General features: G+C 71.8%; 17 protein-coding genes, 1 tRNA gene and 1 riboswitch. Of the genes, 10 read left to right on the top strand and 8 right to left on the bottom strand.

The genetic code is table 11. The features are described from left to right. Positions 1-23: 23 nt before the first annotated feature. Entirely contained in the window at positions 24-539 is a 516-nt protein-coding gene (locus tag OG496_RS27440; protein WP_366499189.1) for a MarR family transcriptional regulator, read from the bottom strand. 84 nt (positions 540-623) lie between these two features. Here OG496_RS27440 and OG496_RS27435 point away from each other — a divergent pair, with 84 nt between their 5' ends. The 6 genes from OG496_RS27435 to OG496_RS27410 all read left to right on the top strand — a co-directional run bounded on the left by OG496_RS27435 (position 624) and on the right by OG496_RS27410 (position 7,038). Continuing rightward, positions 624-1,754 (top strand): dihydrofolate reductase family protein, encoded by a 1,131-nt coding sequence (locus OG496_RS27435; protein ID WP_405972768.1) that lies wholly within the window; start codon positions 624-626, stop codon positions 1,752-1,754. Positions 1,755-1,996: 242 nt separating this feature from the next. Continuing rightward, positions 1,997-3,202, top strand: a complete 1,206-nt coding sequence (locus OG496_RS27430) for an alginate lyase family protein (RefSeq protein WP_405972767.1) — start codon at positions 1,997-1,999, stop codon at positions 3,200-3,202. A 52-nt stretch (positions 3,203-3,254) separates the two neighbouring features. Continuing rightward, positions 3,255-3,328, top strand: a tRNA-Met gene (locus tag OG496_RS27425). 135 nt (positions 3,329-3,463) lie between these two features. Then, a complete protein-coding gene (locus tag OG496_RS27420) occupies positions 3,464-4,621 on the top strand; it encodes a PP2C family protein-serine/threonine phosphatase (RefSeq protein WP_405972766.1) in 1,158 nt (385 codons plus the stop codon). 233 nt (positions 4,622-4,854) lie between these two features. After that, a riboswitch (cyclic di-AMP (ydaO/yuaA leader) is annotated at positions 4,855-5,011 on the top strand. A gap of 11 nt (positions 5,012-5,022) precedes the next feature. After that, positions 5,023-6,033, top strand: a complete 1,011-nt coding sequence (locus OG496_RS27415) for a M23 family metallopeptidase (protein ID WP_405972765.1) — start codon at positions 5,023-5,025, stop codon at positions 6,031-6,033. 60 nt (positions 6,034-6,093) lie between these two features. Next, on the top strand, positions 6,094-7,038 hold the full coding sequence (locus OG496_RS27410; RefSeq protein WP_405972764.1) for an aldo/keto reductase: 945 nt from the start codon (positions 6,094-6,096) through the stop codon (positions 7,036-7,038). A gap of 57 nt (positions 7,039-7,095) precedes the next feature. On the opposite strand, the gene OG496_RS27405 is transcribed toward OG496_RS27410, so the two are convergent. The 4 genes from OG496_RS27405 to OG496_RS27390 form a co-directional block, all read right to left on the bottom strand. Then, entirely contained in the window at positions 7,096-8,403 is a 1,308-nt protein-coding gene (locus OG496_RS27405) for a PrsW family glutamic-type intramembrane protease (protein WP_405972763.1), read from the bottom strand. Between the two features lie 49 nt (positions 8,404-8,452). Continuing rightward, complete coding sequence (gene trmB, locus OG496_RS27400) at positions 8,453-9,259, bottom strand: tRNA (guanosine(46)-N7)-methyltransferase TrmB (protein ID WP_405972762.1); 807 nt, start codon at positions 9,257-9,259, stop codon at positions 8,453-8,455. A 124-nt stretch (positions 9,260-9,383) separates the two neighbouring features. Next, positions 9,384-10,646, bottom strand: a complete 1,263-nt coding sequence (lhgO, locus tag OG496_RS27395; RefSeq protein ID WP_405972761.1) for an L-2-hydroxyglutarate oxidase — start codon at positions 10,644-10,646, stop codon at positions 9,384-9,386. 144 nt (positions 10,647-10,790) lie between these two features. Further along, on the bottom strand, positions 10,791-12,215 hold the full coding sequence (locus OG496_RS27390) for a hypothetical protein (protein ID WP_026151123.1): 1,425 nt from the start codon (positions 12,213-12,215) through the stop codon (positions 10,791-10,793). A 671-nt stretch (positions 12,216-12,886) separates the two neighbouring features. On the opposite strand from OG496_RS27390, the gene OG496_RS27385 reads away from it, so the two are divergent. Continuing rightward, on the top strand, positions 12,887-14,965 hold the full coding sequence (locus OG496_RS27385) for an asparagine synthase-related protein (protein WP_366499181.1): 2,079 nt from the start codon (positions 12,887-12,889) through the stop codon (positions 14,963-14,965). A gap of 303 nt (positions 14,966-15,268) precedes the next feature. Next, the gene (locus OG496_RS27380) at positions 15,269-18,505 is read left to right on the top strand and encodes a BTAD domain-containing putative transcriptional regulator (protein ID WP_405972760.1); all 3,237 of its coding nucleotides are present in this window, start codon (positions 15,269-15,271) and stop codon (positions 18,503-18,505) included. Between the two features lie 4 nt (positions 18,506-18,509). Here the strand turns inward: OG496_RS27380 and OG496_RS27375 are convergent, their stop codons facing one another. Together OG496_RS27375 and OG496_RS27370 are read right to left on the bottom strand one after the other, a co-directional pair. Continuing rightward, the gene (locus tag OG496_RS27375; protein ID WP_405972759.1) at positions 18,510-20,426 is read right to left on the bottom strand and encodes a sigma-70 family RNA polymerase sigma factor; all 1,917 of its coding nucleotides are present in this window, start codon (positions 20,424-20,426) and stop codon (positions 18,510-18,512) included. A 557-nt stretch (positions 20,427-20,983) separates the two neighbouring features. Continuing rightward, entirely contained in the window at positions 20,984-21,751 is a 768-nt protein-coding gene (locus OG496_RS27370; RefSeq protein ID WP_366499178.1) for a helix-turn-helix domain-containing protein, read from the bottom strand. Positions 21,752-22,128: 377 nt separating this feature from the next. Here OG496_RS27370 and OG496_RS27365 point away from each other — a divergent pair, with 377 nt between their 5' ends. Beyond that, entirely contained in the window at positions 22,129-23,496 is a 1,368-nt protein-coding gene (locus OG496_RS27365) for an NAD(P)/FAD-dependent oxidoreductase (RefSeq protein ID WP_405976716.1), read from the top strand. Between the two features lie 215 nt (positions 23,497-23,711). Continuing rightward, positions 23,712-25,370: a SpoIIE family protein phosphatase gene (locus OG496_RS27360; RefSeq protein ID WP_399398326.1), complete on the top strand. Its 1,659-nt coding sequence runs from the start codon at positions 23,712-23,714 to the stop codon at positions 25,368-25,370. Position 25,371: 1 nt separating this feature from the next. Here OG496_RS27360 and OG496_RS27355 read toward each other — a convergent pair whose 3' ends face one another. Then, on the bottom strand, positions 25,372-26,688 hold the full coding sequence (locus tag OG496_RS27355; protein ID WP_405972758.1) for an MFS transporter: 1,317 nt from the start codon (positions 26,686-26,688) through the stop codon (positions 25,372-25,374). Positions 26,689-26,728: the final 40 nt, after the last annotated feature.

Here is a 26,728-nt window from a genome sequence, read left to right as displayed (position 1 = left end):
GGTCACGGGTCACAGTTCACGGGTCACGTGCACGGCGAGGACGAACGCCGGCGCCAGGGAACGTCCTCCCGGGTGACCTCGCCCCCGTCGCCTTCCAGCGCCCGCGCGATCCCGGCGCTGATCTCCTCCATCTGCCGCACCTGCTCCGGGGTGAGGTGATCGAAGATGGCGGCCCGTACGGTCTCGACATGCCCCGGCGCCGTACGCTCCAGGACGGCCATCCCCTCGTCGGTCAGGACCGCGGTACTGCCCCGCTTGTCCGACGGACACCCTTCCCGCCGCACCAGACCGTCCTTCTCCAGCCGGGTCACGGCGTACGTCAGCCGGCTCCGGGTGATCTTCGACTTCTCGGCGAGGTCGGTCATCCGCAGCCGCCGGTCCGGCACGTCGGAGAGGTTGGCGAGGATGGAGTAGTACAGGTGCGGCATGCCGGCCTCCTGCTGGAGCTGCCGGTCGATCGCGTCCTCCAGGAGGTGCGTCGCGGCGATGTACGCGCGCCAGGCGCGCTGCTCCTCGGCGGTGAGCCAGCGAGTCGTCATGCCCCCAGTGTAGGTTTGTTTCAAACTTGAACCAAGCCCCGCCGTTCCACCGAGCCCCGCCCGCCTCCGACAGAGAGCGCGTCGATGCCTTTCCCCTACGTCCTGCTGTCCGCCGCCGTCTCCCTCGACGGCTACCTCGACGACACCGGCCCCGACCGGCTGCTCCTCTCCAGCCCGGCCGACTTCGACCGCGTCGACGAGGTCCGGGCATCGGTCGACGCGATCCTCATCGGCGCCGGCACGATCCGCGCGGACAACCCCCGCCTCCTGGTCAACTCCCCTGAGCGCAGGGCGAGTCGAGTCGCCGCAGGCAAGCCGGAATACCCCCTCAAGGTCACGGTCACCGCCTCCGGAGACCTGGACCCGGCGGCCAACTTCTGGCACACGGGCGGCGAAAAGCTCGTCTTTACGACGACCAAGGGCGCGGAGCGAGCACGCGAGCGGGGCCTGGCGGCGGACGTCGTGGCCCTCGGCCCGGACCTCGACTGGCGCGCCCTCCTTGAACACCTGCACGCGGTAAGGGGAGTTGACCGCCTGATGGTCGAGGGCGGCGGCACGATCCACACCCAACTCCTCCAGCAGGGCCTGGCCGACGAACTCCACCTGGTCCTGTCCCCCCTGTTCGTGGGCGACGACAAGGCCCCCCGCCTCTTCGGCCCGGGCAGGTACCAGCGAGGCCGCCTCCGCCTCGTCGAGACCCGCCCCATCGAGGACGTGGTCCTCATGCGCTACGAACCCACCGCCCCCGGCACCGGCGACCTCCCCTCCGCCGCCGACCACCACTGGCTCGCCCTCGCCTGCGACCTGGCCGCCGACTGCCCGCCCTCGGAGACGGCGTTCAGCGTCGGCGCGGTGGTGGTGGCGGACGACGGCACGGAACTCTCCCGCGGCCACTCCCGCGAGGCGGGCGACCCGGTGGTCCACGCGGAGGAAGCGGCGCTGGCGAAGATCGACCCGCAGGACCCGCGCCTCCCCACGGCCACGGTCTACACGAGCTTGGAACCCTGCACCCACCGAGCTTCCCGCCCCAAGCCCTGCGCCCAGCTGATCCTCGACGAGGGTGTGCGGAGAGTGGTGACGGCTTGGCGCGAGCCGGACACGTTCGTCGAGGGGGCGGACGGAAGCGGGGCGCTGGCCGCGCGGGGGGTGACCGTGGTCGTACTCCCGGAGTACGAAGAGCGGGCGAAGGCACCGAACAGCCACCTAACGAGCTGAGCCATTCAACTCGGCCCGGCATTACTCAGCCCTCCGGCCACCTCTCAACTTGGGCCGGCATTACTTAGCCCGTCCGGCGTTTGAGGACGAGGCCCCTTCAGGGCCGATGGGGGTCTGGGGGCGCAGCCCCCAGGGACGCCCGCCCACCACGACCAATCGGCCCAACAGATCCTGCGCCCCACCGCCCACCAGGTCACGCTCACAAAGAAGCCGGTGTGGAGGACAACGCGGAGGTAGGACACATGAGGGCAGTCGCGGTGCTGGGCGCGTCCGTAGCCGTAGGGCTGCTCGCCTCGTGCGGATCGGCGGACACCGGTACGCGGACCATGGCACGGGCGCTGCCCGCAAGCGCCGCGTTCACGCACCCCGGGGTGCTCGTCAGCAAGGGCCAGCTGGACGCCGTACGCAAGAACGTGGCCGCCGGCAAGCAGCCCTGGCTGAAGGCGTACTTCGGGATGCGGGACAGCAAGTACGGGTCGTACAAGTACACGGCGAAGCCGTACGCGGACGTCGACTGCCCCTGGAACGGCAAGGCCGCGCACGGCTGTGTCGAGGAGCGCGAGGACGCGATCGCGGCGTACACGCAGGCCCTGCTGTTCAGCATCACGGGGAAGCAGCATCACGCGCTGAAGGCGCGGGAGATCATGGACGACTGGTCGGCGAAGATGAAGGAGCACACCTCCGACGACGCCGGGCTGCAGACCGCGTGGGCCGGTTCGACCTGGGCGCGGGCGGCGGAGATCGTGCGGTACGCGCCCGGCGCCGGCTGGCCGGCGGACCGGGTCGAGCGCTTCGGGACGATGCTGCGTACCGCCTACGAGCCGGAGGTCACCAAGAACCTGCCGGACTACAACGGCAACTGGGACCTCGCGATGACGGACGCGGCGATCGGTATCGCCGTCTTCCTCGACGACCACAAGGCGTTCGACGCGGCCGTCAAACGCTTCCAGGACCGCGTGCCCGCCTACTTCTACCTCGCCAAGGACGGCAAGGTGCCGCTCACCCCGGTGGGCTCGAAGGTCACCACCCCGCAGAAGCTGACGACGTACTGGTTCAAGCAGACGACGTTCAAGGACGGCGTAGCCCAGGAGACGTGCCGCAACTTCAAGCACGTCGGGTACTCGCTGGCGGCCACCGCGCACATCGCCGAGACCGCCTGGCACCAGGGCGTCGATCTCTACGACGGGGTCAAGGACCGGCTCAGGGCCGCGCTCGAATTCCACGCCCGCTACCAGCTCGGCGAGCCCGCGCCCGCCTGGCTGTGCGGCGGCAAGGTCGACCGGAACATGGGCCCCGACCTGGAGGTCGCCGTCAACCACCTGGAGGGCCGGCTCGGCGTGAAGGTGCCCGCCGCGCACAAGCTCGCCGAGTCCACCCGGCCGGCCGGCAGCGACGACCTCTTCGTCTCCTGGGAGACCCTCACGCACGCCGGGAACACCGCCGACTGAAACCTGTGTGACATCGGACCCCGCGGATGGCGTATAGTTGCAATCACAACGGCGCGGGGTGGAGCAGCTCGGTAGCTCGCTGGGCTCATAACCCAGAGGTCGCAGGTTCAAATCCTGTCCCCGCTACTAAGGCCAAGGGCCGGAATCCAGAAATGGATTCCGGCCCTTGGTGTTTCCCCGTTTCTCGCCCCCAGTCGGCCCACCCCGCTCGCCGCCCGCTCCCCGCCACGAAAAACTGGACGCGTGGAGGAGGGTCCGTATGTGCGAGCCGGCGGGCGCCTGCCCGGCGATCCCGTGCCCGACCCCGGCCTCGGCGACAGCCCGGCCCCCCACCCCGAGGGCGAGGGCCGGCGGATCTCGTACGCCCGCGCCGTCGTCCGCCGCCTCCCGGTCCTGCTGCTGATCGCCGCCGCGCTCTACGACTACCTCACCCCGTCGGATTTCACGGCGGCCCCGCTCTTCACGGCCGCCCCGCTGGTCGCCGCCCCGCTCTACTCCCGGCGCGGCACGGTCCTCACCGGTCTGGCGGCCGTCGCCGTCGTGCTGGTGATCCACATCAGGCTCGGCATCGTCCTCGACACCGACGCGGTCACCGAGGTGGCCACCGTGGTGACGGTCGCCGTGCTGGCCGTCCTCATCAACCTCCTGGTCCGCCGCAGCAGCGAACAGCTCGCCTCCGCGCGCGAGATCGCCGAGGCGGCGCAGCGGGCCGTCCTGCCCGAACCGGCCGAGCGGATCGGCGGGTTCGAGATCGCGGCGCGGTACGAGGCGGCGCAGGAGGGCGCGTTCATCGGCGGCGACCTGTACGCGGTGCAGGACACCCCGCACGGCGTACGGCTGGTCGTCGGCGACGTGCGCGGCAAGGGCATGGGCGCGGTCGCCGCCGTCGCCGTGGTCATCGGGGCGTTCCGGGAGGCCGCCGAGCAGGAGGCCACCCTGGAGGCGGTCGCCCAGCGGCTGGAGCGGGCGCTGGCGCGCGAGGGCACCCGGCGCGACGGGCTCGACGCGTTCGAGGGGTTCACCACGGCCGTCCTCGCCGAACTCCCGCACGGCGACGGCGTCGTACGGATCGTCGACCGGGGACACCCGCCGCCGCTGCTCCTGCACGAGGACGGCACCGTACGCACGTTGCAGGTCCAGGAGCCCGCACTGCCCCTGGGAATGGGCGAGTTGGGGGTCTGGCCCGACCGCGCCGAGGAGTTCGCGTTCCCGGGCGGGGCCACCCTCCTCGTGCACACCGACGGGCTGTCCGAGGCGCGCGACTCCCACGGCGTCTTCTACGACCCCGGGGCACGGCTGGCCGGCCGGACCTTCCGCACCCCCGAGGCGCTGCTCGGCATCCTCGCCAAGGAGGTGCGCCGGTACTCCGGGGGCTGGATGACGGACGACATGGCGATGATCGCCGTACGGCATCCATGACCGTCATCACGGCGGGTGACCGGGTGGGAGCCCTCCGCATAACAACTGACATGCCGTCAATAGCTGTGGGAATTCTGAGACTTGGCCAACTCGCCCGTTTTTCGCCGGTGGTGGGCCGTTCGTCCAGCAAGGAAAGGTTAATGATCAAGCCGAACAGCTTGGAAACGGGCGCCCGTGTCTATTAACGTTCGATAACGCAGCGCGGTCGTCCCAGCCGTCACAAGAGATGGCTCCGTGCGCACGCGCCGAATCCCGCAAGGGAACCGGGGAACCACCACTTGGGGTGAATCGCTCGTCGACCGCCGTGGGAACACGGCCGGTTTACGCGCGTAGGAGACCTTCCTGCTCCGAACCCGTCAGCTAACCCGGTAGGCGAGAAGGAAGGAAAGGAGCACGCCCACGTGGCGTCAAACCAGGCTGCCCCAGAAGCCCCTGTCGTCTTCGGCGGTTACCGCCCCGACGAGGGCCCCTGGGAGGAGTGGAATCCCAGCGCGGAGTCCGTTGCTCCCAACCGCGGCAAGCACCGTGTCGCAAAGCAGCGTGGTGGCGGAGGATTCGCCCGCAGCTCCACCGTCCTGGGCGTCGGTGTCATAGCCGCCGTCAGCGCGGGTGGCATGGCCAGCGCCAACACCGGCAAGCCGCCGGTCTCCATCTCGATGCCCGACCTGCCCTCCGTGGGCCACCTGCTGGACGACTCGTCCAGTAGTACCCCCAAGGGTTCCGCTACCGCGCTCAGCAGCGTCGGCGTGACCACCACCGAGACCGCCAAGGGCGCCTCGGACGCGGGTGAGCTGCTGCGCAACCGGATCATGGCGCAGGCCGAGTCGCAGCAGGTGCAGGTCGACGGCAAGTCGAAGGCCGCCGTCGAGGCCGCCGTCGCCAAGCAGGTCGACGACGCCGCCGCCAAGGCCGAGAAGGACGCCGCGAAGAAGGCCGCCGACGCGAAGAAGGCCGCGGAGGCCGCCGCCAAGAAGAAGGCCGAGGCCGCGAAGCTCGCCGCGCTGGCCAAGCAGTACACGCTGCCGGTCGGCTCGTACACGATCACCGGCACCTTCGGCCAGGCCGGCTCGATGTGGTCCTCCGGGTACCACACGGGCCTCGACTTCGCCGCGCCCACCGGCACGCTGATCAAGGCCATCCACAGCGGCACGGTCACCGAGGCGGGCTGGGCCGGGTCGTACGGGTACCGCACGATCCTCACCCTCGACGACGGCACCGAGCTGTGGTTCTGCCACCAGTCCTCGATCAACGTCAGTGTCGGCCAGAAGGTCTCCACCGGTGAGGTCATCGGCCGCGTGGGCGCGACCGGCAACGTGACCGGGCCGCACCTCCACCTGGAGGTGCACATCAACGGCGCCGCCACCGCGAGCGACCCGGCGCCCTGGCTGCGCAGCAAGGGCCTCAACCCCTAAGGGATCGAAGGGCCTCAAGGTCTGGAATATCCGGTTCCGGTCCGGCGGTTGAGGTGAAGCATGACTTCTCTTCGCAAGCTGGGCCGGTCCGACCTTGAGATCTTCCCGCTGAACCTCGGCGGCAACGTGTTCGGCTGGACCGCCGACGAGGCGGCCTCCTTCGCCGTGCTCGACGCCTACACCGCCGCGGGCGGCAACTTCGTGGACACCGCCGACTCCTACACGGCGTGGATCGAGGGCAACAAGGGCGGCGAGTCCGAGACCGTCATCGGCAAGTGGCTCAAGGTCCGCGGCAACCGTGCCGACGTCGTCATCGCCACCAAGGTCAGCCAGCACCCCGACTACCCCGGCCTGTCCGCCGCCAACATCAAGGCCGCCGCCGACGCCTCGCTGCGCCGCCTGGGCACCGACTACATCGACCTGTACTACCCGCACTTCGACAAGGAGGAGGTGCCGGTCGAGGAGATCGTCGGCGCGCTCGACGAACTGGTGAAGGCGGGCAAGGTGCGGCAGATCGCCGCCTCCAACATCTCGCCCGAGCGCCTCCAGGCGTCCCTGGACTTCTCCGACCGCGAGGGCCTGGCGCGCTATGTCGCGATCCAGCCCCACTACAACCTCGTCTCCCGCGACACCTACGAGGGCGGGCTGCGGGACGTCGCCGAACGCGGCGGACTGTCGGCCCTCCCGTACTTCTCGCTGGCGGCCGGCTTCCTCACCGGCAAGTACCGGCCCGGTACGACCGTCGACAGCCCGCGGGCCGGGCGCGCGGTCCAGTACCTCGAATCGGAGCGCGGCCAGAGCGTCCTCACCGCCCTCGACGAGGTCGCCCAGGCCCACGACGCCCCGGTCGCCACGGTGGCCCTCGCCTGGCTCGCCGCCCAGCCCACGGTCGCGGCCCCGATCGCCTCCGCCCGCACGGTCGAGCAACTCCCCGCACTGCTCGGCGTGGCCGAACTGGAGCTGACGGACACGGAGATCGCCCGCCTCACCCAGGCGTCGGCCTAAGGGTCGTAGGGGTCGGCTTACGGGTCGTACGGGTCGTACGGGTCACCAAGGCGGCCGTCAGGACCGGTACGGGTTGTACAGGGGAGTCCCGTACGACCCGTACACCGGCGGCCACGGCGGCACCACCACCGGCACCGGCGGCGCCGTCCGCCGCGCCGCGTAGTCCAGCGCGGGCCGCGCCACCTCCCGGCGCAGCCACAGCTCGTGCAACAACTCCCTTTCCCGTACGACGAAGTCGGCGCCGGCGCGGCCCCGCGCGGCCCGGTGCCGCAGGAACGCCAGGGAGGTCGCGTGGGCCTCGTACCGGGCGACCGAGCGGGCCGCCTGCCTGCCGAGGCGGTGGCGGGCGTACTCGCGGGCCAGGCGGCGGGCCTTCATCGAGCCGAGCACGAACGGTTCGGCCGGGGTCAGCCAGCCCGCGTAGACGTAGGCGGGCAACTCCTCGCGCACGGTGCGCAGTTCGCGTTGCCGGGTCCAGACCGCGAGCCAGGTCAGCAGGCCGAACATGGGGACCATGAAGACGCCGTAGACCTCGAAGAAGCCGTACTGGCCGAAGGTGGAGGAGCCGTTCCAGATCGCGTGCATGCCCATCGCGAGGAGCAGGCCGGTCAGGGGGACCAGGACGCGGCGGATGTGGTGGCGGTCGGGGGAGAGCGCGGCGATGCCGAAGCCGATGCCGGTGAGGACGGTGAACAGGGGGTGCGCGAAGGGGGACATGACGATGCGCACGAAGAAGGTCGCCGCGGTGACGGAGGTGAAGCCGCGGTCGCCGGTGAGCTGGTCGGTGCCGAAGGCGGTGCCGAGGTAGAGGATGTTCTCGGTGAACGCGAAGCCGGTGGCGGTGACCCCGGCTATCACCACCCCGTCGACGATCCCGGTGAAGTCCCGTCTGCGGAAGAGGAAGACGAGGAGTACGGCCGCCGCCTTCGCCGACTCCTCGACGATCGGGGCTATGACGGTGGCGCCGAGGGTGTCCGCGCTGGTCGGGTCGGCGGTCGTGGTCGCTATCCATCTCGTCGCGAAGCTGTTGGCGACGATCGCTATGAGGGCCGCGGCGCAGGCGCCCCACGCGAAGGAGAAGAGCAGGTTCCGCCAGGGCCCGGGGTCGACGCGGTCCAGCCAGCGGAAGGCGGCGAGGAGGAGGGGTACGGGCAGTACGGCGAGCCCGAGGCCGACCAAGAAGCCTTCCGTACCGGTCTGTTGGCGGACCAGCGCGAGGATGACCAGCCCGGAGAGCGTCAGCAGGGCGATCAGCGCGCCGTGACGGACCCAGTTCCGCTGCCACCAGCGCACCCGCGGCCCGTGCCCGGGCACACCACCGGCGGGGTGGCCGGGGTGCGGGGGGTACGGCGGAAACGTGGCCACGGCATCGACCCTAACGAGGTAAGGGCACGGCCCGCGATGGAGCCTGGCGTCAGCGCTGGTCCTCGTGGGGTACGCGACGGAAGAGCAGATCGTTCACGACATGTCCCTTGTCCAGTCCCTGGCCCTCGAAACGGGTCAGCGGCCGGAACTCCGGACGGGGCGCAAAACCGCCGTCAGGTTGGCTGTTCTCGAAGTTCGGGTGCGCGTCGAGCACTTCGAGCATCTGCTCCGCGTACGGCTCCCAGTCGGTCGCGCAGTGCACGGTCGCCCCGGGCTTGAGCCGGGTCGCGGCGAAGGTGAGGAACTCCGGCTGGATCAGGCGCCGTTTGTGGTGCCGCGTCTTCGGCCAGGGGTCCGGGAAGTAGACGCGCAGCCCGTCGAGCGAGTCGGGGGCGAGCATCTCGCGCAGCAGGATGATCGCGTCCCCGTTGGCGACCCGGATGTTGGACAGGCCGTGGTGGTCGGCGAGGCCCAGGAGGTTGCCCTGGCCCGGGGTGTGCACGTCGGCGGCGAGGATGTTCGTCGCGGGGGCTTCGGCGGCCATCTGCGCGGTGGCCTCACCCATGCCGAAGCCGATCTCCAGCACGACCGGGTTGTCGTTCCCGAACAGCTCGGCGAGATCGAGGGTCCGTTGGCCGTCGATGTCCAGGCCCCACTTGGGCCACAGGCGTTCCAGCGCGTCGGCCTGCCCGGCCGTCACCCGGCTCCTGCGGGGCTGGAAACTCCGGATGCGCCGCTCGAAGTGGGAGCCGGCGGGGTCGGGCGTCGGCCCGTCGGGGAAACGGGGTTCGCCCTTGGCCCGGGTGCGGTGTGCGGGCTCGTTGGGGGCGGCGGGGGTGTTGGGGGAGTCAGACACAATGCGGTGATTTTACGGGGCGTGCGCCCAGGGGTCTGCCTGGCTTGCGTGGTCCTGCGAGTGCGGGTGCGTTGTGGCTGGTCGCGCCCGCGGCGGAGCCGCACATGTCACGGCCCCGCGCCCCTCAGCGGGGTTGTAGTTCCCGGCGCAGGACAGCCAGCGCGCGTCGGGCTACCTCTCTGCCGATCGGTAGGGAGGCTGTTGCCGCTGGGCTCGGGGCGTTGAGGACGTGGACCGTCCGCGGCCCCTCCTTGATCAGGAAGTCGTCCACGAGGGTGCCGTCGCGGAGGACTGCCTGGGCGCGGACCCCGGCCGGTGACGGGACCAGGTCGTCCGGGGTCACCGCCGGGAGGAGGCGTTGTACGGCCCCGGTGAACGCGGTCTTGGAGATGGACCGGCGTAGCTCCCCCGCCCCGTAGCGCCAGTGCTGTCGGGCCATGTGCCAGGTGCCGGGCCAGGTCGCCGTCGTCGCGATCTCCCGGGGGCTGACGACGCCCCAGTCGTAGCCCTCGCGGGCCAGGGCCGGTACCGCGTTCGGGCCGAGGTGCACGCTGCCGTCGATCCCGCGTGTGAGGTGGACGCCGAGGAACGGGAACGCCGGGTCGGGGACCGGGTAGACCAGGCCCCGGACCAGTTCGGGGCGGGTGAGGGTGTAGTACTCGCCGCGGAACGGGACGATGCGCATCTCCGGGTCGTCGCCGGTGAGGCGGGCCACCTCGTCGCAGTGCAGGCCGGCGCAGTTCACCAGCACGCGCGCGCGGACCACGTCACCGCCGGCCGCGGTCACCGTGCGGACGGCGACCCCGCGCTCCGGGCGCCGGTCGATGTGGGCGACCCGCGCGCCGTAGCGGATCTCCGCGCCGGAGGCCTCGGCGAGGTGGTCGGCGACCTCGGTGTAGTCGCAGATGCCGGTCGTCCCGACGTGTATGGCCGCGAGGCCGCGCACCTCCGGTTCGTACTCGGCGATCTGGGCGGCGCCCAACTCCCGGACCGCGATGCCGTTCTCCCGGCCGCGCTGCACGAGCGCGTGCAGGCGGGGCAGCTCGGCGCGCTCCGTGGCGACGATCAGCTTCCCGGTGACGGCATGCGAAACCCCGTACTCCGCACAGAACTTGACCATCTCGGCAGCCCCGCGCACGGCGTACCGCGCCTTCAGCGACCCGGGCCGGTAGTAGATCCCGCTGTGGATGACTCCGCTGTTGCGGCCTGTCTGGTGCCGGGCGGGCCCGGCTTCCTTCTCCAGAACGGTGACGCGGGTGCCCGGCGCGGCACGGCTGATCGCATACGCCGTGGACAGCCCGACAATCCCGCCACCGACCACGAGCACGTCACAGTCGTACCCGACCCCAGCCCGCACGTGCACCACCTCCCGGCTTCGATAGTGCACTGCACCACTGACAATGCCTTCAAACCCCGGGAGGGATACCCGCGCCCAAGGGGCGCGGGGCTGTGTCGACATGCGGCTCCGCCGTGTGGGCGCGACAAGCCATGACGAACCGGCACTCGCGCACCGGCCACACCCCGCAGACGCTCAGGCGGGCGCCATCAACAACGGCCGGGCCCGCTCCCGCAGCTCGACAACCCGCGGCTCGTCCCCGTACGGCTCCAGCCGGTGCAGAAGATCCTTCACGTACTCCGTCGTACGCGCCGACGAGATACGCCCGGCGACCTCCACCGCCCGAACCCCTTGCTCACACGCCGCGTCAAGGTTCCCCGACTCCAGCTCGGCGACCGCCGAGACAACGAGCCGGAGACCGTGCGACCGCACGAACTCCTCCGTCGGCTTCGACAACGCCTGCTCCGTGAACCGACGGACCTGACGCGGCGCCTTCAAGTCCCGGTAGCACTCGGCCGCGTCGGCGGCGAAGCGGTCGTAGCCGTAGAAGCCGAGCCAGGACGGATCGTTGTCGCCCTCCCGGGACCGCTCAAGCCACCCCTCCGCCGCCTTCAGGGCAGCGCCGGCCGCCTGGGCGTCCCCCGCCTTCGCGTGGGAGCGTGCCTCGACGAGCCGGAAGAAGCTCATGGTGCGGGCGGTCGCGAGGCCCCGGTTGCGCTCCAGCGCGGCCTGCGCGAGATCGACGCCCTCGTCGCCGAAGCCGCGATAGGTCGCCTGCAACGACATCGACGCCAGCACATAGCCCCCCAGGGGGACGTCCGCCGCCGCGCGGGCAAGACGCAGCGCCTGGATGTAGTACCGCTGCGCCGCCTCCTGTTGGCCGGTGTCGAAGGCCATCCACCCGGCGAGGCGGGTGAGTTCGGCACTCGCGCCGAACAGGGCTCTGCCGACCTCGTCGGAGTACGAGCCGAGCAGCAGCGGTGCCGCCTCCACCCGCAGACACTCCGGCACCATCGACGAACGCCAGTCGCCGCCCCCGTACTTGGAGTCCCAGCGCCTGGCGTCCTCCGCGGCCTCCCGCAGTTTCTGCACATCGCTGTGGCCGACTTTGAGCGGTGTCCCGGAGCTCTCCGCGGAGTTCGCCTCGCGCGCCACCGAACTGTCGGCCGGGGTTATCAGCCACCGTGAGGCGGGCGTTGCGTATGCGCTGACTGCGAACGACCCGGCGAGGGACTGCCAGATGCCGCCGGAGCCGGCCCGGCGGCCGGCGAGGTCGAGCCGGTACAACTCCGTTGCGGAACGCACGGCTTGGCCGACGTCCCGGGGAAAGGCGAGGCCCACTTCCGGTGCGGGATCCGCGTCCGCCAGGCCGATCTCGTGGAGCGGCACCGGGCGGCCGAGCTTCTGGCCGATGGCGGCCGCGATGAGGTGCGGGGCGGCGCCCTGGGGCACCATTCCCTTCGACACCCAGCGCGCCACCGACGTCTTGTCGTAGCGAAGTGTCAACCCGCGTTGAGCGCCAAGATCGTTGACGCGACGCGCGAGTCCTGCGTTGCTGATTCCCGCGAGGGCGAGAACGGTGCCGAGTTTTTCGTTCGGCCCGCGTTGCTCCCTGGACATGCGCCACCCCTCGACACAGACGGCTGCCGCGCTGGCATAACCACCCGGCATTCGTAAACCCAGCGTAGTTCGCCGCATCCCAAGCGTTAAGGGGCATTGTTCCGGTTGGCGGGATTGTGGTCCGTACGCGAGTGCGGGGTTTGCACGCAGGGTTGCGACGTGCCCCCGTCGTGTGGCCGTGCGCCCGTGTGTGCGCTCTTCTCCGGCCATCACGGGAGCGGTTCCATGGATCGTGCGTGGGTCGGCCCGCTGTACTGGATCCAGTGGGCTGGGGGACACCGCCGCCTACATCCCCGCGGGCGGCGGACCGGTCCGGGAGGCGTACTCCGCCTCCCGGACTGTGCGCGGTGCGAAGCGGTGCGCACGGCATGTACGGAGCGTGCGCGAGCCTGTCCCTGTAACGCCGATTTGGCCGAAAACCGCCCCTGCCTCCCGGTGCCGAATACCGCTCCTACCATGGGAGTTGAGGGCGCGTTAGGTGTTTTGGGGGAGCGTATCGGGGGCGCATTCGCGTCGTGGACGTAGGGTCTCCCTTGTCCGGTTGTCCCTCGTCCAGGGCGTCTTCACGCGATCTCAAGCGGCTTCTCCGGCCCTCCGGAAGGCGTCCTTCATGGCAGCATGGTGCCCAGTTCGTGCGGTGCACTGGTTGTCCACAGCCTGTGGAGGCGTCGATGCGGTGGTTGGTGGGATGGAGCAGTACCGCCGCTGGAGCCGCCGCGATCGGTTCCGCGGGGGCCACCGGGCTCGACGGTGAGACGGTGCACCCGGTCGGGTCCCAACTCCTGTGGGGCGACCCGGATCCGCTGTGGGCGGTCGGCGACTGGCGGCCCGACGAAGTACGGGTCGTGAAGGTCGACGCGGAGACCCGTATCGCGGTCCTCGGTACGTGCGGCGCCACCGACGAGGAGCTGCGCCTCAGCCTGTTCTCCGCGCGCGGAGGGGCACTTCGGCATCTGACGGCCTGGTCCGGCAGCTACACGGCGGTCGTCAAGGTCAACCGCCGCACCATGGTCTGCGGTGATCTCGCGGGCGCCAAGCCGGTGTTCTACACCCCCTGGGCCGGCGGTACGGCGTACTCCACGGCCGCGCTCCCGCTCGCCGACCTCATCGAGGCCAACCTCGACTTCGGTCACCTCGCCGCGCTGCTCGCCGCCCCGGACGTCCCCGCCGCGCTGCACGACTCGACGCCGTACGACGGGGTGCGGCGCATTCCGCCGGGGCATGCGCTGGTGCTGCGCGCCGGGGCGCGCGAGATCGCCGGGTACGAGCCGGTCGCCTCCCTCGCCGTCGCCGCGGCGGCCGTCGACCCGGACAGCGCGGTGGACGCCGTACGGGACGCGCTCGTCGACGCCGTGCGCGCCCGGCTCTCCGCACCCCGGCACGTCCCCGACATAGACCCGGGGCCCGTCCCCGGCATGGGTCCCGCCGAACGGCGTGCCGCGCGCGGGATGCCCGTCCCCGGGATCGGGGCCGACCTCTCCGGGGGGCCCGCCTCCGGGACGCTGGCCCTGCTCGCCGCCGGGCTGCCGGGGGCGCCGGGCACGGTCCTCGGGCACGGCACCGGCGCGGGCGAGCGGCTCCTCGCCGTCACGTTCAACGATCTCGCCGTCCCCGGCCGCGAGTCCGAGGTGGAGCGCGCGGGCACCCTCGCGGCCAACCCCCGCCTGCACCACGTGGTGGTGACCGGCGCCGAGGACGTCCTGCCGTACGCCGAACTCGACGGCCCCCTCACCGACGAACCCGGCCCCTCCCTGATCGTCGCCGCCCGCCACCGCGCCCGGCTCGCCGCGGGCAGCGCCGACCACTTCACCGGCTACGGCGCCCGCCAGGTCCTGGACGCGCACCCGGCCCGCCTCGCCGACCTCCTGATGGACCGCAAACGCCGTCATCTGGTGCGCCCGGTGGCCGCGTTGGCGAAGGCGGACGGTTCGGTGATGGTCCCGGGGCGCGTCTACGGCGCGGCCCGCCGCCTCGCTCGCACGCCCTACGGCGCGGGACTCGAAGTCCTCGCCGACCGGTTGATGAACCAGCGCTTCGACGAGCCCGGGGGCGCCGTCGGTGCCTCCCTCGCCGCGCTCACCTGGGCCAGACCGGGGCCCGCCGCACGCTGGCTGACCGGTGAGGCCCTGGCTGAAGTATCGGTTCGCCTGCAGAGCGCGCCCAGCCGTCAGGGCAGCGGCCCGGGCCAGCGCCCCGGCGACTTCCGCGCGCGTGCGGCTCTTGCCCGGCACGCCTCCGACCTCCGCGTCCTGGAACAGGCCGCCGAGATCCGCTCCCAGCGCCTGCACACCCCCTTCCTCGACAACCAGGTGGTCCGCGCCTGCCGTTCCCTCCCCGAGGCGCTACGGGTCCAGCCGGGCGCCCGCGCGGCGATCCTGCGCACGGTCCTGGAGGGCGCCGGCGTCGGCGACCTCCCGCCCGGCTGGGGCGCCCCCTCCCACGCCTCGGCGGCGGCCGCCGCCCGCAAGGGCCTCCGGATCGCCGCGGACCCCCTGATGGACCTCTTCGCCACGCCGCTGCTCGCGCAGGCGGGTCTGGTGGAAGCGCGCGTCGTCCGCAAGGCGCTGCGCGCGGCGGCCCAGGGCGAACCGCTGCCGCTGGACGGCCTCGCGGACCTGGTCTCGCTGGAACTGTGGCTGGGGCGGCTGCTGGCCCGCCGGGGCACCTGCTGGACGGGAACGCCCGCACGCGCGCGTGCCGTGCCGGAGGGGATTCGACCGCAGCGGGGGGCGCTGGCCTCCGGCGGGTGAGCGGCGGTGGTGTGAGCGGGGCCCGTTGAGTCCGGGGTTCCGAGGGCTTCAGTCGTCCGCAGGCGCACGCACTCCGGGCAGCGAGAGCGCCCCGAAGGGACACGGGGCTGTACCGACATGCGGCTCCGCCGCGTGGACGCGACCAGCCGGACGCAGCCGCGGACGACCCACAACCAGTCCGCCGGTTAAGGATCCCCGCACCCCGAACCGCCCCGACCAGCACACCACCCCAAACCACCCCAACCGCACGCCCCGCCGCGAAACCCCGTGCCCCCGCCCCGCCCGCCCGGCGACAATGGCCCGGTGCGGTACAGAATCCTGGGCAGCACCCGGGCGGAGGACGAACAGGGCACCGGCGTATCCCTCGGCGGTGCGCGGCTGCGCGCCCTGCTCGCCGCTCTCGCCCTGCACCCGGGCCGGATCATCCCCGTCGGCACCCTGATCGACGAGGTGTGGGCGGACGAGCCTCCCCAGGACGCCCCGGCCGCCCTCCAGGCCCTGGTCGGCCGCCTCCGCCGCACCCTCGGCAAGGACGCGATCGCCTCCGACCCCGGCGGCTACCGCCTCGCGGCGACCCGGGACGACGTGGACCTGTTCGTCTTCGAACACCTCACCCGCAGGGGTACGGCCGCCCTCGACCGGGGCGACGCGACCACCGCCGCCCGCGACCTCGCCGAGGCGCTCGCCCTGTGGCGCGGGCCCGCGCTCGCCGACCTCCCGGACCGGTCCGCCGCCGCCCGCCCCGACGCGCTGCGCCAGGAGGCCACCCGCGCACGGGCCGAGGCCGACCTGCTGCTCGGCCGCGCCGCCGACGTCGTACCGGAACTGAGGGAACTGACGGCGGCGCATCCCTACGACGAACCGCTGCACGCCCTCCTCATCCGGGCCCTGCGCGCCTGTGGCCGCGGGGCCGACGCGCTCGCCGCGTACGAGGCGGCCCGGCGTGCGCTCGCCGAGGGGCTCGGCACCGACCCGGGGCCCGAACTCCGCGCGCTGCACGGGGAGTTGCTCACGTCTGCGGCGCCCGCGAGTACGACGCCCCCGGCACCGGGGCCGCCCGAACGCAACGGCAACCTGCGTCCGCGGCTTACCTCTTTCGTGGGCCGGGAACCCGAGATCGCCGCCATCCGTTCCGAAGTGCACAGGGCCCGCCTGGTCACGCTCACCGGACCGGGCGGCTCCGGAAAGACCCGTCTCGCCGAGGAAGCCGCCGCCGGGCTCCCGCAGGCGTGGCTCGTCGAGCTGGCCCGGCTCGACCGGCCGGAGGCGGTGCCGGGCGCGGTGGTCAGTGCCCTCGGTCTGCGCGAGACCGCCCTGCTGACCACCGAGTCGATGACCACGCAGGACGACCCGGTCGCCCTGCTGGTGGAGTACTGCGCCTCGCGCGGCCGACTCCTGATCCTTGACAACTGCGAACATGTCATCGGCGCGGTGGCCGACCTCGCCGAAACGCTCCTGACCCGCTGCCCGGGGCTCACGATCCTCGCCACCAGCCGTGAACCCCTGGGCGTCCCCGGCGAGTCCGTGCGCCCGGTCGAACCCCTCGTCCCCGACCAGGCGCACCGCCTCTTCACCGAGCGCGCCGCCGCCGTCCGCCCCGACGCGAGGGCCGTGCTCCAGGACACCGAGGCGGTCGCGGAGATCTGCCGCCGCCTCGACGGCCTGCCCCTGGCCATCGAACTGGCCGCCGCCCGGCTCCGGTTGCTCACCCCGCGCCAGATCGCCGACCGCCTCGACGACCGCTTCCGCCTCCTCACCTCCGGCAGCCGCACGGTCCTGCCCCGCCAGCAGACCCTGAGGGCCGTCGTCGACTGGTCCTGGGACCTGCTCGACGAGCCCGAGCGGACGGTGCTGCGCGAGGTCTCCGTGTTCGCCGGCGGCTGGGACCTCGCGGCGGCCGAGGCCGTGTGCACCGGCCCCGCGGCCCACCTCATCGGCTCCCTGGTCGACAAGTCCCTGATCGTGGCCACCCCGGGGGACACGGACGGCGGCATGCGCTACCGCATGCTGGAGACCATCCACGAGTACGCCGTGGAGCGCGCCGCCGAGACCCCCGACCTGCGCACCGCCGCCGAGCGCAGGCACCGCGCGTGGGTCCGCGCCCTCGTAGAGGAGGCCGAGCCGCTCCTCCGCTCCGGCGACCAACTCCCGTGGATCGCCCGCCTGGAGACCGAGCTCGACAACATCAGGGCGGCCCTCGTCCGCTCCGTCGCCGCACGCGACGAGGCGGAGGCGGGCGCCCTGGTCCTCGCCGTCGGCTGGTTCTGGTGGCTGCGCAACTACCGCACCGAGGGCGCCGAATGGGTCATCCGCGTCCTCGCCCTGACCACACCGGAGGGTTCCGCGCAGGACCCGTACGAGGCCTACGTCGCCGACCCGGAGGCGGACGCCCGGCACCCCCTGCACACGCAACGGATGGACCTCCGGCTGCTGAACCTCTTCCTCAGGGCCGAGTCCGAGCTCCTGGGCCGGACGGAGGACGGCCTGCGGGACGAGTGCATGTGGGAGTACATGCGGCTGATCCAGGGGTACTTCTCCGCCGGCGGCCCGCAGTCGGCCCGTATGCCGGGGCTCATCTGGCCGCTCACCGCCTACTTCCTCACCGAGTCGATGGACATCCGGCCCGCCATGGAGGCGGCGGTCGTCAACGCCCGTGCCCACGGCGGCGACTGGGAGAACGCCGTGATGCTGATGTTCCGCACCCACCTCCTCGTCGACTCACCGGGCGGCATGGCGGGCATCGACGAGGACCTGAAGGCGCTGAAGGTGCTCTGCCGACGCGTCGGCGACCGCTGGGTGCGCGCCCAGGTGTCCAGCGCGGTCGGCGAGGCCGCCATGGTCCGAGGCCGCTTCGAGGAGGCGAGGACGGAGTACGAGGAGGCGCTGGCGCTCGCCTACGAGGTCGGCGCCAACACCGAGACCCCGTTCCTCATCGCCCGCCTCGCCGAACTCGCCTTCCGCGCGGGAGACCGCGACAGCGCGCTGGCGGGCCTGGACCGGGCGACCGCGGAGTCCGACCGGCACGGCGTGGCGGACGCCCGCACCTTCGTCCTGATGCTGCGCGCGCACATCGCCCTGGAGGACGGAGACGTCGCCCGCGCACGGGAGTTGAGCGACCTGGCCACGACGGAGAGCCAGAAGGGCACGCCCCCACCGCAGTTCAAGGCCGGCCTGAACGCGGTCGCCGCCCTGGTCACCGCCGCCGAGTCCGGCCCGGAGCGCGGTCTTCAGCTGATGACCGCCACCCTGCGCGAGGCCGTCGAACAGCGCTGCGCCGACGCGGTGATCGCGATGCTGGTGGACCAGACGGCCCTGCTCTCCGCCGACCTCGGCGAACTCCCGCGCGCGGTACGGCTGTTGGGTGCGGGCGACCACTGGCGCGGCGGCCACCCGCGCCTCATGCCGGAGCGCGCCCGCGTCGAGCACACCGAGGCCGTCGCCCGCACCGACCTGCGCGCCGAGCACTACGCCGCCGAACGCGCCCGCGGCGAGACTCTCACCATGGACGAGGTCCTGGCGGAGCTGCCCGCCCCGCCGTGACCTCCTACTGGCAGGTGAACTTGGACTCCGCCCAGTCCGCCAGCGCCAGGTTGTCGAAGGAACTGCGCGGTTCGACCACGAGCCGTACGGTCTTGCGCCCGGCGATGTTCACATGCACCGGCACCGCGGGATCCCCGCCGTCGATCTCCCCGGACTGCCACAGCCGCACCCCGTCGGCGTACACCGAGAAGTACACCTTGCCGATGCCCAGCATCATGTCGTCGACGCCGACCGTCGCGTCGTAGGAGACGCACTGGCGGTTGAGGTCGATCGTGACGGAGGAGCGGCCGTGCACAGTGGCCCCGTGCGCGTACCGAGTGCCGCCGATCGAGACGCCGTAGCGCTGCCACACCCAGCTGCTCTCGCCGAGCTGGATCTCCGGCGCGGTGCCGTCGCCGTTGACGTTGTACGAGAGTTCGCTGACCTGGAAGATCGTCGGCGCGGGTGGGGGCGTCGGGGCCGGGGTGGGAGTGGGGGTCGGCGTGGGCTTGGGGGTCGGCTTCGGAGTCGGGGTGGACTTCGGGGTCGGTGTCGGCTTCGCCCGGGGTGTGGGCTTGGGTGTCGGGGTCGGAGTGGGTGTCGGCTGGGGCTTCAACACCGCCGGTTCCGGGGCCGGTTGCTTCTTCGGGGGCGCCGGAGGTGTCGACTCGGGCTTGGCGATGGGCGAGGACGAGGGCGCCGGTTTCGCCTCGGGCTTCTTCGCGGGGGTGTGGGTGCTGCCGGCCAGCGCGAGGGCGATCGCCGCCGCTGCCGCCGTGGCGACCACACCGGCCGCGATGCCCGCCTTCACCGGGGCGCCCAGGCCCTCGGAGGCAGCCGCGCCCCCGGCACCCGCACTGCCGGACGAACTCCCGCCCGCAGCGGCTGCGGCGCCCGCGGCACCGGCCGCACCCGCTCCCGCACCGCCCGCGATGAGCGCGACCGCCTTCGCGTACCCGGCGACGCCGAACCAGCCGATGACCGCGACCGGGACGACCGCCGGGATACCGCTGGCGACCTCCTCGATCTGCAGCGCGGCCAGCCGGCACTTGGCACACTCCTCCAGGTGCTTGCGCAGCCCCCGTTCGGCACGCGTGCGCAGCCGGCGGCGGGCGTAGGTGCCGAGCTGGTCGGCGTAGCGCGCGCACTCCTCGTCGTCGGTGAGGGTGGCGCTGACATGGGCTTGGAGATAGGCCTGCTTGAGGCCCTCGCGGGCCCGACTGGCCAGCACTCGCGTGCCGTTGGCGTCGAGCCCGAAGAGCGTGGCGACCTCGCTCGGCGACTCGTCCTCGACCTCGGTGTGCCACAGCACGGCCTGCCACCGCTCGGGCAGCGACCGGAAGGCCTGCATCGCCATCGACTGCTCGGCCACGTGCATGGCCCGCACGTCGGCGCCCAGGTCGATCGTGTCGTCGTCGGACACCTCGGACACCCGCGCGGACTGCGCGGCGAACACCGCGAAGTCGTCGACGAGTTGCTCCCGCTTCGCCGACTTCGTCCAGTTCGCGGCGACGCGCCGGACGGAGGTCAGCAGATAGGCGCGTACGGCGTGCTCGGGCCCCGAACCGCCGCGCACCGCCTGCAACATGCGGGCGAAGACCTCGGCGGTGAGATCGTCGGCGGTGTGCCCGTCCCGGCAACAGGTCCGCGCATACCGGCGCACGGCGTCCGCGTGGCGCCGGTACAGCTCCTCGTACGCCGTGTCGTCACCGGCGCGCATCCGCTCGATCAGCGAGGCGTCGGCCGCCGGCATCTCCGACGGCGGCAGCAGCGGTGGTGGCAGCACACTGCCCTCGCGCTGCGGCGGGACGCTGCCCTCCCCGGGATCGCCACCCTGCGGGACACCACTCGGCCCGCCCTGACTCGGCACCTGTGGTGAGGTCAGCCCACCGGCCTCCGGGTCACCGTCACCCAGTGACTCGTCACGCCCGTCAACGCTCATCGCGGAAAGCCCCCGCCGCCTGCCAAGCCAGTCCAACCAGTCCCGAACACCGGGTCAGCGTGCCATATTGGCTTTTGTTCAGGACCCCGTCGGACAGACCTTCCACTCATCCGTGGGGACTTCCCGCAACGCAGTACTAGCGTTCACCCCTCCGGGGAAGGCTCAACTGTCGCCCCCGGAACGGGAGTTGACACCGATGACTGAAATGCCCGGAACGTTCCCGGGCATCACGAGGGGCGCGAGCAGCGCGGCACCCTCGCCCCACAGTCACCTATTCGAGTCACCGGGGAACTGGCCACTCTGCCGACACGGCGGGCATATCCAGCCCGTCCGGCACCTTTTCGGCGCAGGCCGGCAAAATCAGCCCTCCGGCTACCTCTCAACGCAGGCCGCCATTACTCAGCCCGTCCGGCGTTTGAGGACGAGGCCCCTTCAGGGCCGATGGGGGTCTGGGGGCGCAGCCCCCAGAAGACGCCCGCACCAGCACCTAGCGCCAAACCACCGACGGCCACGTCACCCCGCCCTACCGCCCCTACCGAAGAGTCACCCCGCCGCCCTCACAACGGCCGCGACCGCAACCCCTCCAACAGGATGTCCAGCAACCGCGCAGACGCCGCCGCCTGCTGCGCCGCATCCGGCAACGAGGGCGCCGCCGTAGCAATCACCAGCAGCACGTCCGACACCGAAACGTCCGCCCGCAACTGCCCCGCAGCCCGCGCCCGGTCCACCAGCTGCCCCACGACCTCCAGCAGCGCGGTCGCTCCGGCGTCGTACTCCGCGGAACCCAGAGACCCCGCCGACTCCTCCGGAACCAGCCGCAGTTCACCCGCACCCGGCTGCGTCCGCTGCTGCGGCACCCGCGCCTCGTCGAGGAGAGCGCCCTCGCCCTCGTCGGCGACGCCCACCCGCAGCACCTGCGGCGGCAGCAGCCGCCCAGCGCCCGAGGCCACCGACGTCCGCAGGAAGCGCGACAGCGCCGACCACGGCTCGTCCTCCTGGCCGAGCGCCGAACGCGCCTGGTCGGTCAGCCGGGAGGTCTCCTCCTCGGCTATCCGGCGCACCAGGACGTCCTTGCTCGGGAAGCGCCGGTACACCGTGCCGACACCGACCCGCGCGCGTCGCGCCACGTCCTCCATCGGCGCGCCGTAGCCCAGCTCGCCGAAGACCTCACGCGCCGCCCGCAGCACGTGCTCCAGATTGCGCTGTGCGTCCACCCGCAACGGCGTCGTCCGCGAACTGTCCCCGCGTCCGTTCCCCGCCGCTCCGACCGCGCCGCCGGATGCGACGGCTGACGCGGATGTCCAATGAGAATCCTGAATATGCATACACGTTCCCCCGGTTAATGACGTCTCCCCCCGGAGACTCCCCGCCATCGGCAGCCGGAGCATCGTGAGACAAGCCCGGTCCGCGAGCCCCGTTCTTCGCGGACTCGCTGAGCACATCCCCCTTCACCCCGTCGACACACGAACATAGTTGAGAGGGGGTCAATTCAGAAGGGGCAGGTTCCGCACGGAGCGCCCCCCGATCGGAGTACGGGTCACATACGTCCTGATTGCGCCCCCGAACACCACCCCGATCACCACCGCTGACCTGCGAACCTGCGCCGTACTCCGGCGATTCCGGCGGCCCCGCGCGGCCTCCGTCGCCGGTCACACAATTTGTCGAGGCTGTGGACAAACTCCAGCGCCGGGTGCGTCATGGGGTGGTGAAGGAACGCGCGCGCATTCTCGTTGTCGGTGGCGGCTACGTCGGGATGTACACAGCCCTGCGCCTTCAGAAGAAGTTGAAACGTGAAATCAAGCGCGGGCAGGTCGAGATCACCGTCGTCAGTCCCGACCCTTACATGACGTATCAGCCGTTTCTCCCCGAGGCCGCCGCCGGTTCGATCTCCCCCCGCCATGTCGTCGTCCCGCTGCGCCGCGTCCTCGGCCAATGCCGGATCGTCATCGGCGAGGCCACCGCCATCGACCACGGCAAGCGCACCGCGACCCTCAGCACCCTCGCCACCGAGGAAGAGGGCACGGGCACCGAGGAGTTGGCGTACGACGAACTCGTCCTGGCCCCCGGCTCGATCTCGCGCACCCTGCCCATCCCCGGTCTCGCCGAGCACGGCGTCGGCTTCAAGACCGTCGAGGAGGCCATCGGCCTGCGCAACCACGTCATCGAGCAGATGGACATCGCCTCCTCCACCCGCGACCCCGCGATCCGCGACGCGGCCCTGACCTTCGTCTTCGTAGGAGGCGGTTACGCCGGCGTCGAGGCGCTCGGCGAGCTGGAGGACATGGCCCGCTACGCCGTGCGCTACTACCACAACGTCGACGCCGACGACCTGAAGTGGATCCTCGTAGAGGCCTCGAACCGCATCCTCCCGGAGGTCGGCGAGGAGATGGGCACCTACACGATCACCCAGCTGCGCCGCCGCAACATCCAGGTCCTCCTGGAGACCCGCCTCGAATCCTGCGTGGACCGCGTCGCCGTCCTCAGCGACGGCCAGCGCTTCCCGACCCGCACGCTCGTGTGGACGGCCGGTGTGAAACCCCACCCCGTCCTCGCCGCCACCGACCTCCCGCTCAACAACCACGGCCGCCTCAAATGCACCGCCCAGCTGACGATCGAGGGCGCCACGCACGCGTGGGCAGCGGGAGACGCGGCAGCAGTCCCCGACGTCACCGCCTCCGAACCCGGCACCGAGACCGCCCCCAACGCCCAACACGCCGTACGCCAGGCCAAGATCCTCGGCGACAACATCGCGCACTCCCTGCGCGACGAGCCCCTTCAGACGTACGCCCACAAGTACGTCGGCTCGGTCGCCTCCCTGGGACTGCACAAAGGCGTCGCGCAGGTCTACGGACGGAAGCTGAAGGGCTACCCTGCCTGGTTCATGCACCGCGTCTACCACCTGAGCAGGGTCCCCACCTTCAACCGCAAGGCCCGTGTGCTCGCCGAATGGACCCTGGCGGGGCTCTTCAAACGGGAGATCGTCTCTCTCGGATCACTCGAACATCCCCGGGCCGAGTTCGAACTCGCGGCCGGTGGAAAGCCTCCACACGACCCGAAGGGGTCGAACTGACCGGACCGAGGAACTCCACCGGCCGCCGAGGCGTCTGACGAATGTCGGCCCGGTCGGTCACACTGCCAGACTGGTCCACGACTTCGGGCGGGCCCACGCCCGCCCTTCTCACCCAAGAGGCTTTCCCCACTGTGCTGCATCCCCCGGGGGGCCAACCCCCGGACCCCCGGCAGGGTCCGGAGCGGGCCGACAACACCTACACGAGGCAAGGATTCGTGAACTTCACGCGCTGGAGCGCCCGGCTCCCCGGAACGCAGCGCCGCGCCGCAGCGCGGACCGACCACACGGTCACCCCGGACCGGCGGGGAGAAGGCTCCGTGCCCGCGGCCCGCGCCGAGCAGCTCACCGACGAGCCGCCGCCGGTCCCCGCCGTCGACGACCTGCCCGTCCGCGAGGTCCTCGACCGCGTCCCGGCCCTCGTCGCCCTCGTGCACGGCCCCGACCAGCGCATCGCGTACGTCAACGACGCCTACGTGGCCGCCTTCGGCACCCGCCCCCTGGGCGCACCGGCCCGCGAGGCGCTCCCCGAGCTGGACGAGCTCGGCCTGCTCCCGCTCCTGGACCAGGTCCTGCGCAGCGGCAAGCCCCGCACCCTCAAGTCCCGCAAGGCACCCGGCGGCCGCTCGTACACGTTCACGTGCACCCCGGTCGCCGTGAGCGCCGACAGCGCCGAGGGCGGCGTCCTGATCTTCGCCACCGACGTCACCGACCACGCCGAGGCCGCCGAACGCCTGCGCGCCAGCGAACGCCGCCAGCGCGAGACAGCGGTAACCCTGCAGCGCTCCCTGCTCCCCCAGGAGCTGGAGGAGCCCGACGACCTGCGCATCGCCGCCACCTACCAGCCCGGCGGCACCGAGGCGGCGGTCGGCGGCGACTGGTACGACGTGATCACCCTCGGCGGCGGCCGCACCGCCCTGGTCATCGGCGACGTCATGGGCCGAGGCGTCCGCGCGGCGGCCGTCATGGGCCAACTCCGCACCGCCGTCCGCGCGTACGCCCGCCTCGACCTGCCCCCGCACGAGATCCTCCAGCTCCTGGACGGCCTCGCCACGGAGATCGACGCGAACCAGATCGCCACCTGCGTGTACGCCATCTTCGACCCGAACGAGGGCCGCCTGGTCTACGCCTCGGCCGGCCACCTCCCGATCCTCGTCCGCGACGAGACGGGCGCGGTCCAGCGCGCCGACGAACCCACCGGCCCCCCGCTCGGCACCGGCGGCTGGATCCACTCCTCGGGCTCGATCCCCCTCAGCCCCGGCTCTACGGCGGTCCTCTACACGGACGGCCTGGTGGAACGCCGGGACGAGGACCTCGACGAGGGAATCGCCTCCCTGGAGCGCGCCCTGGCCGGCGCCACCGGCACCCCCCAGGTCGTCTGCGACCGCCTGGTCCGCTCGCTCGGCGTCACCGCGGACCACGACGACGACGTCGCCGTCCTGGTCGTCCGCCACCCGGCCCGCACCGGCCCGGCCGGCGACCTCTTCCGCAACGCGGCCCTGGAGCTGCTCGGCGGAGTGGAAGCGGCCCCACGCGCGCGTGCGTTCGCCTCCGGAGTCCTCACCAGCTGGCGCTTCCCCACCGAACTCCACGACCTGGGCGTCCTGGCGGCAAGCGAGCTGGTCGCCAACAGCCTCCAGCACGGCACCCCGCCCATGCGCCTACGCCTGCGCCGCACGGACCGCCGCCTCATCGTCGAGGTCACGGACGGCGACGACCACCTCCCGCGCCGCCGCCGCGCGGAACCGGCCGACGAGTCCGGCCGGGGCATCGCGATCGTCGCCACGATCGCCTCCACCTGGGGCTCCCGCCGCACCCCCGGCGGAGGCAAGGCCGTCTGGTGCGAGTTCGTACTCCCCAAGACGCCCCCGGCGTGACCTACGCCTCGACCCCTACGGGCTCCACACTCCCGCGAGCGCCGACCAGACTCCCCTTCGCCCGCCACGGCTGATCCTGTACGGCGGTCAACTGCCGCCCCAACTTCACGGCGAGCAGACTGATCCCCAGCGAGAACAAGAAGAACGTCACGACGTACGGGCCGGGCAGCGAGGCCCCGAGCGGCCCGCCCACCGCGGGCCCGACAGCCAGCGCGAGCTGCTTGACGAGGGCGAAGGCCGAGTTGTACTGCCCGGCCATCCCCTCCGGCGCCAGATCGGCCACCAGCGGAGCGACGGTCGGCGACAACATCGCCTCCCCGAGCCCGAACAGCGCGTACGTCGACACGAAGGCCGCCGTAGCCATCTCCTGACTCCCGTGCCCGAGCCCCGCGAACCCGGCCGTGACCCACGCCAAGGCCCAGATCATTCCTACGGCCGCGATCACGCGCGAGCGCCGACGCCGCTCGACGAACTTCAGCACCGCGAACTGCGCGACGACGATCATCGCGGTGTTAGCGGCCAGCGCCGTACCGAGCGCGGACGTCGAGATACCGGCGGCCTCGACCCCGTACGCACTGAGCCCCGACTCGAACTGCCCGTAGCAGGCGAAGAACAGCACGAAGCCGAGCACGCTCAGCTGCACCATGGCCCGGTTGCCCAGCAGTTGCTTCCAGGCACCCTTGGCGGACGACCGCGCGGGCGCGTCACCGATGACCGGCGAATGCGGCATCCGCACGGTCGCCATCACACCGGCGAGCACCAGGAACATCGCCGACTCGATCCCGAAGAGCAGCGTGAACGAGGACGCGCTGGTCGTGTCGACCAGATGACCGCCGATGAGCCCGCCGACACCGAGCCCGAGGTTCTGCAGAAAGAACTGCATGGCAAAGGCACGCGAGCGCGTGTCCGCCGTAGAACAGTCCACGATCATCGTGGCGAGCGCCGGCTGCATCACGGCCTGCCCGGCCCCGAGCGCGGCAGCCGACAGCAACACAGCGGTCGCACTCCCCGCCAGCCCCAGACTCATCGACCCTACGGCGGCCAGAACCAGGGCGACGAGGAGAACCGGTCGGGGACCGCGCCGGACGATGGCCCGCCCGGCGAACGGCAGCACGATCAACGCGGCCACGGCGAAGACGGCGAGCACGAGACCCGCCGTCATGGCTCCCAGACCCCGCACCTGCGCCACATAGACGTACAGGTAGGGGACGGTGAAGCCGAGCCCGAACGCGCTGAGTGCGTTTCCCACGTGGATCCGGCGCATCGCTGCGCCCATCGCCCTGGTCACGGTCACCTCAATCAGGTAGTTGGTCGCCATCGGTACTTCTTAGTGCCGAAGACTTCGAAGCTAAACAGTA

It is taken from the genome of Streptomyces sp. NBC_00988, assembly GCF_045162645.1.
Classification (GTDB): Bacteria; Actinomycetota; Actinomycetes; order Streptomycetales; family Streptomycetaceae; genus Streptomyces.
Note: the sequence above shows the minus strand (reverse complement) of the source record. Positions and strands in the feature narration are given on the sequence as shown.